This is a genomic window from Rickettsia sp. TH2014 (assembly GCF_019249195.1).
Classification (GTDB): domain Bacteria; phylum Pseudomonadota; class Alphaproteobacteria; order Rickettsiales; family Rickettsiaceae; genus Rickettsia; species Rickettsia felis.
Window position 1 is genome coordinate 176 of record NZ_MXAX01000080.1, and the last position, 6201, is coordinate 6376.

The window sequence follows — 6201 nt, forward strand, 5'->3', positions numbered from 1 at the left end:
CTCCTTTTGTCGATTGTTTTTGGGGGGGTTACCGTTTGATCTTCTATGCTCTATAATATGTCTAGATACTCAACTAGCAGAGCAGAGCTTTTTAACGATTTATATTGCACATATTTAACACCTCCATACATTGCAAAGAAACTATAAGCAGCACCGGTCTTACCGAACCGTTTAAAGCATCAACCCAACTAACACCTGATTTATAGGTAGAATAAAAGAGAATATTGCTCTACCATTTCTTGTGATATGGTAAGCTCTGTAAAAGTCTTGGATTGATTGAGTTTGTTATTGGCAATTTGACGATCTAAAATATTTATCTCGTGTTTTTTTGTCGTTAATATCTTTGTATATTTTTAAAATCTCAGGAATGATAGAACTAATAAAGCCTGTAATCGCTGCAAATAAAGTAATCATAAATACCTATCTATATAATTTAGGATAAGTATAGCAAAGATTAATTACTGCACTAAGAAAGAGGAAAAAAGCGGTAGCATGGACTATGTCATTCCCGCGTAGGCGGGAATCCAGCATAAAGCGAGCTTTTAATTTTAAAAATTTACTGTATTTATATTTTTTTTTGGATTCCTGCTTTCGCAGGAATGACATAGAGCACGTTTAATAATCTCTACAACAACACCAATAATAGGAACTACTTCAGATTAGACCAAATGCGGTTTTTTGCAATATAGAAAAAGATAGTAAGCACTACTAAAAACATCATAACTTTAAGACCCATAGATTTACGGTGTTCCATTTCCGGCTCAGCTGCCCATTGCAGAAATACCGCAACATCATGGCTCATCTGCTCTACGCTTGTTTTAGTACCGTCCATATAGGTTACCTGCCCGTCTGTAAGCGGCGGCGGCATTGCTATTTGCTCACCTGGAAAATACGGATTATAATGAGTCCCTTGCATCAACTTAAAATCTGCCGGTGGTTCGGTATAGCCGGTAAGCAGCGAATATATATAATTAGCTCCATCATGACGTGCTTTTATTATCAACGATAAATCAGGAGGATGTGCTCCGTTATTAGCTGCTCTTGCTGCCTGCTCATTAGGGTAAGGAGGTACAAAACGATCGGATGGAAGAGCGGGACGGTCAAACATCTCACCGTCATCATTCGGACCATCTTTTACCGTATAGCCTTTGGCAATCTCTTTTATCTCATCATCCGAAAAGCCAATATCTTTCAAGTTACGGTAATATAAATTGTTTAAACCGTGGCAAACGCTACAAACTTCTTTATAGACCTGAAAACCTCTTTGTGCTGCTTCACGATTAACTGTGCCAAATACACCGTCAAACGACCATTTCATCTTTTTTGGATGTAATGCTTCTTCACCTGCTAGGCATACGCTAGAAGTTATTAATATGATGATAGAGATAAGTAATTTTGTTTTCATAAATTTTTTATATCTTCGTGACGATGTCAGTCCTACAAAGCATTACCGGGATCGGTGTCATTCCTGCGAAAGCAGGAATCCAAAAAAATCCTAAATACAAAGCTCGATTTATCTCGCGTTATAGTGGATTCCTGCTTTCGCAGGAATGGCATCGAGTAGGTCTTTCGATCCATGCAACAAGGTTATATCAACGCGGGAATGACATAAAACCATCTGCTCGCAATGACGACTTCGGTACTGCAATGACAGTATCACAACTCCTCCGGTAGAGGTAGCGACTTCTCATATTTACCTACCAGCGGCAAGGCTGCTAAGAAATGGAAAAAGTAATAACAAGCAGCAAAGCGGCTAATTGTAATATACGGCTCTTCCGCCGGCTGTCCGCCTAAATAACCGAGTAATAAACAATCTGCCATAAATATCCAAAAAGCAATTCTATATATCGGTCTATAATTGCTACTTCTGACTTTTGAAGTATCAAGCCACGGTAGTAAGAATAACACGAATATACTTCCGAACATTAATAACACTCCACCGAGCTTAGACGGTACGGCTCTAAGGATTGCATAAAACGGTAGAAAATACCATTCAGGTACGATATGAGCAGGCGTAACTAAAGGATTTGCCGGGACGTAATTATCGGGATGCCCTAAATAATTAGGTTCGTAAAAAATAAAATAGGTAAATATTATGAAATAAACTCCGAAACCGACAAAATCCTTTACGGTATAATAAGGGTGGAAAGGGATAGTATCTTTAGGACTTTTAACGTCGATACCTTTCGGATTATTTGAACCATGTTGATGCAAGGCTACCAAATGCAACATCACTAAAGCAACGATAATAAACGGTAATAAATAATGCAGTGAAAAGAATCTGTTTAATGTCGGATTATCAACGGAAAAGCCGCCCCATAACCACGTAACTATCGACTTCCCTATTAATGGAATAGCTGAAAATAAGTTAGTAATAACCGTAGCTCCCCAGTAGCTCATCTGCCCCCAAGGCAGTACATAGCCCATAAAAGCAGTAGCCATCATGGTTAGAAAAATGATAATACCAATATGCCAAAGCAACTCTCTCGGTGCTTTATAAGAGCCGTAATACAAACCTCTTGCTATGTGTAAGTATACGGCAGCAAAAAACATCGATGCACCTACCGCATGAGTATAACGCAGTAACCAGCCGTAATTAACGTTACGCATGATTCGTTCAACACTATCGAAAGCATGATCAACATGCGGTGTATAGTGCATAGCAAGTATCACACCGGTAATTATCTGAATTACTAATGCAATACCTGCGATAGAACCTAAATTCCATAAATAGCTAAGATTTTTTGGAGTTTGATAATGGCTAAAATGCTTTAGGAAAGAGAAAATAGGTAGGCGATAATCTATCCATTCTATAATAGCATTGGGCTTTTTAGGGGTAATATCTTCATTCATAAATAACTACCCGATTCTAATTTTTTTGTCGCTAATAAAACTATAAGGCGGCACTGCTAAATTTAAAGGAGCAGGACCTCTTCTAACCCTACCTGAAGAATCATATTGTGAGCCATGGCACGGACAGAACCATCCGTCATACTCACCTTGATTAACAAGCGGCACACAACCTAAATGCGTGCAAATCCCGATTGTTACAAGCCAATTATCATACCCTGCTTTCACACGCGATTCATCAGTCTCAGGATCAATAAGCTCCGACATCTTTACCGCTCTTGCTTCAGCTATTTTATCAGGAGTACGGTTCGTTATAAAAACCGGTTTACCTTGCCATTTAACCGTAACTGTTTGCCCTACCGCAATATTTGATAGATCAACCTCAATTGATGATAAAGCAAGCACGTCTGCGGAAGGGTTTAAGGAATCAACGAGAGGCCAAAGCGTACACACAGCCCCAACTGCTGCAACACTACTAGCCGTTAGAACCATAAAATCACGACGTGTAGTTTGTTTGTTTTTATTATCTTCAGTATCCGACATATAATATTAAAGTGACATAAATTAACGATTATTATTACTACCGCTTTGGGTATTATTAAGATTATTTGGATTTTCTAGTTCTTCATAAGGATTTATTATGGGAGGTTCAGCGTCTGCAGCACTATCTGCTTGTTTTGGTGTAAGCTTATTTATTTCATCTTCTAACACTTTTGCCCCTGTCCCTTCTTCATGCTTATATTCTCCGGGATTACTTAAGCAATTCCAAAAACTAACTAAATGATTCCAATTAGGACCGAGTTTTGTAGTACAATTTTGAGCAACTGCTTTAGTTGTATCTAATATCTCAACTGTAGTTTCAGTAAAGTAATCTATAAACCCGATTTTTTTTAAGCCCAATACTGTATAATATAAAGTAATCAAGGAAGCAACTGCTATAATTAAATACCATTTAGTGATAATAGACCACAGAAAAAATCCCATAGGATTAGCTGCAATTAACCTTCGTAAAGCCTGCCACATATATTTTTCTCAAAAAAATTTATTAATAATATTCATCTTTATTTTATATCACTACATTAGTAAAAATAAAGCAAAATCACGTAATATTATAAATATTTTTAATTAAATAGGAACTCAAGAAGAATGAAATCGGTAAAAATACTAAATTCATTCCTATCGTAATAAAAATTAATTGTAAGTTATTATCTTGTAATATTAAGCCCGTCATTATAATATTCGGAATTAATAGCGGCATAATAAACGTACCGACAAAGTTAGCATTCTTCTTAAAATAACATTGCACGCTACCGGATAACACTACTAAACTACTTGATAAAACTAACATCATCCATACGCTAATAAAGAAAAATATTATCTCAAGCAAAGTTTGATCAAAAAAAACATAAATAATGGGTAAAACAAAAACCAGCCCTACCGTACTACTGATAAATATAGCAAAAAATTTAGCTAATATAATTTTTTCATAACTGACCGCCGATAACAATAATTCTAAAGTACCGTCTTCCAAATCAGATTTAAATATAACCGCAGAAAAACCGATTAATGAAATTAATAAACAAATTACCGAAAAAATTAAACCGAATTTGTTAATATCCCTTTCACTGTTAATTAAAACAGTACTAATTATGCAAAATAAAAAAAATATAACTATATATTTAATTATATTATTAATACGATTCTGCACTATAAATTCACGCTTAATTAATAAAAGTAAGTTATTCATGATTATTAAATACATTATAAATTAAGTACATTATTGCAGAAACCGTCAAACCTATACCAATTTCAACAATAACTATAGCGATATGCTGAGCAAGTAACTTATCATCGATAAAATTTGTTAATGTATAATAATTTAAATAATTATCGTTAAAAAAGAGTGATATTGTTCCTACAATTGCATATATTGCTACACCTAAAACAGCAATAGAAATTAGCACGTTAGGAGGAAAATATCTGCTTAATTTTCGATTGCCGTAAACTAAATCATAAGCAATGAGAGCGGAAGCAAATATAACACCCGCTTGAAACCCTCCACCCGGGGAAGATTCACCATTAAGCTGAATATATATACTATATAAAATTATATAAGGTATTATAAAACTAGTGATATATTTTATTATCGGATACGCTTTTAATATAGTGGCATCCTTACTCTCTGCTATGTCATTCCCACGAAAGCGGGAACCCCCTTTCACTTCCTCAAGTTTCTTTGAAAATACCAACAACACAGCAATTCCTGCAATTAAAATTACGCTAGTTTCACCTAAAGTATCATAAGCGCGGTAGCTTGCAAGAATAGCCGCAACAAAAGAAGGTACACCTATATCTCTAGAGGTGTTTGCGAGATAATATTTACTTGAATACATATGAATAGGAGCATTATCATCACCGTAATTCGGTAATTCTAACCCTATATAAGCAAGAGTTACTACAAACAATAAACATATTAAACTTGCGGGAATAATATTAGTTCTCTCAATATTCTTTAAATCAGGAGGTAATTTACGTAACAAATTCAAATATACGCATGTTGATAAGCAAGCTCCAAGTGCTGCCTCGGTCATTGCGACATCAGGGGCATCCATAATAAGATAAGACACACCGATTAATAAGCTAAATATTGACGCAGCAATAACTGCATTTAGTAAATCTTTAGCAAAAATTATTTTTATTGAGATTAAAATCAATAAAAAAGCAATTAAGTTAAGTAGGTAATTGCCGAGATCAAAATTTAAAGCTGTTGTTACTGACATACGGTTGTTAAAATTTAATGTCATTGCGAGGAGAAACGTAGTTTCGACGTGGCAATCTTATTAAGCAGCCTGAGATTGCTCCGTCAAATTACTTCGCAATTTTCTTCGCAATGACGGTAGCTCGAATTTTCATAAATAACGATGCTTTACCGAGCGCATGAGTTGCTACCGGATTTAGTAAGAAAATCAATAAAGCCGCTAAAATTAATTTACCGGAGTTAACAATATCTGCTTCAATGCACGCAAAACCTGTTAAGCAAACAGGCACTCCAAAACTTTCAATAACACTTGCTGCATGTAATTTAGTATAAAAATCAGGAAATCTAAAAAAACCGATTATCCCTGAAAATATAGCAAATAATCCAATAATTACTAATAATATTCCTATATAGTATAGTGTCATTGTGTTTATCCTTTTTTCGTCATTCCCGCAAGACCTTGTTGCGTAGATATAAAAAAAAGTAGCTGCGAACTAAGAAAAGTAGTAAATTGACAAAAAACTTAACCACAAGTGTGTATGTCAAAGCTACAAAAAGTTTGCAACTGGAAAGAATATAACAGAAGTTTAAAG

7 protein-coding genes are annotated in these 6201 nt (G+C 35.1%); all 7 read right to left on the minus strand.

The features are described 5' to 3' along the window. Positions 1-649: 649 nt before the first annotated feature. Complete coding sequence (locus tag KYQ89_RS01330) at positions 650-1405, minus strand: cytochrome c1 (RefSeq protein ID WP_218460052.1); 756 nt, start codon at positions 1403-1405, stop codon at positions 650-652. 251 nt (positions 1406-1656) lie between these two features. Next, complete coding sequence (locus KYQ89_RS01335) at positions 1657-2853, minus strand: cytochrome b (RefSeq protein WP_218460053.1); 1197 nt, start codon at positions 2851-2853, stop codon at positions 1657-1659. A 6-nt stretch (positions 2854-2859) separates the two neighbouring features. After that, positions 2860-3393 carry a ubiquinol-cytochrome c reductase iron-sulfur subunit gene (gene petA / locus KYQ89_RS01340; RefSeq protein WP_218460054.1) on the minus strand — a complete coding sequence of 178 codons (534 nt, stop codon included), beginning with the start codon at positions 3391-3393 and terminating at the stop codon, positions 2860-2862. 21 nt (positions 3394-3414) lie between these two features. Then, a complete protein-coding gene (locus tag KYQ89_RS01345) occupies positions 3415-3873 on the minus strand; it encodes a DUF2670 domain-containing protein (RefSeq protein WP_011271327.1) in 459 nt (152 codons plus the stop codon). A 76-nt stretch (positions 3874-3949) separates the two neighbouring features. Then, positions 3950-4597, minus strand: a complete 648-nt coding sequence (locus tag KYQ89_RS01350) for a heme exporter protein CcmB (RefSeq protein ID WP_218460056.1) — start codon at positions 4595-4597, stop codon at positions 3950-3952. Beyond that, positions 4590-5654, minus strand: a complete 1065-nt coding sequence (locus KYQ89_RS01355; protein ID WP_218460057.1) for a DUF4040 domain-containing protein — start codon at positions 5652-5654, stop codon at positions 4590-4592. Before KYQ89_RS01355 ends, KYQ89_RS01350 begins: the two co-directional genes overlap by 8 nt. Positions 5655-5718: 64 nt before the next feature. Beyond that, positions 5719-6033: a Na+/H+ antiporter subunit G gene (locus KYQ89_RS01360; protein WP_218460059.1), complete on the minus strand. Its 315-nt coding sequence runs from the start codon at positions 6031-6033 to the stop codon at positions 5719-5721. Positions 6034-6201 lie beyond the last annotated feature (168 nt).

Excerpts from the sequence above, each read along its gene's own strand:
- KYQ89_RS01355 (WP_218460057.1), bottom strand. The coding sequence starts at position 5,654 with ATGACATTAAATTTTAACAACCGTATGTCAGTAACAACAGCTTTAAAT.
- KYQ89_RS01360 (WP_218460059.1), bottom strand. The coding sequence starts at position 6,033 with ATGACACTATACTATATAGGAATATTATTAGTAATTATTGGATTATTT.
- KYQ89_RS01335 (WP_218460053.1), bottom strand. The coding sequence starts at position 2,853 with ATGAATGAAGATATTACCCCTAAAAAGCCCAATGCTATTATAGAATGG.
- KYQ89_RS01330 (WP_218460052.1), bottom strand. The coding sequence starts at position 1,405 with ATGAAAACAAAATTACTTATCTCTATCATCATATTAATAACTTCTAGC.
- KYQ89_RS01350 (WP_218460056.1), bottom strand. The coding sequence starts at position 4,597 with ATGAATAACTTACTTTTATTAATTAAGCGTGAATTTATAGTGCAGAAT.
- petA (WP_218460054.1), bottom strand. The coding sequence starts at position 3,393 with ATGTCGGATACTGAAGATAATAAAAACAAACAAACTACACGTCGTGAT.
- KYQ89_RS01345 (WP_011271327.1), bottom strand. The coding sequence starts at position 3,873 with ATGTGGCAGGCTTTACGAAGGTTAATTGCAGCTAATCCTATGGGATTT.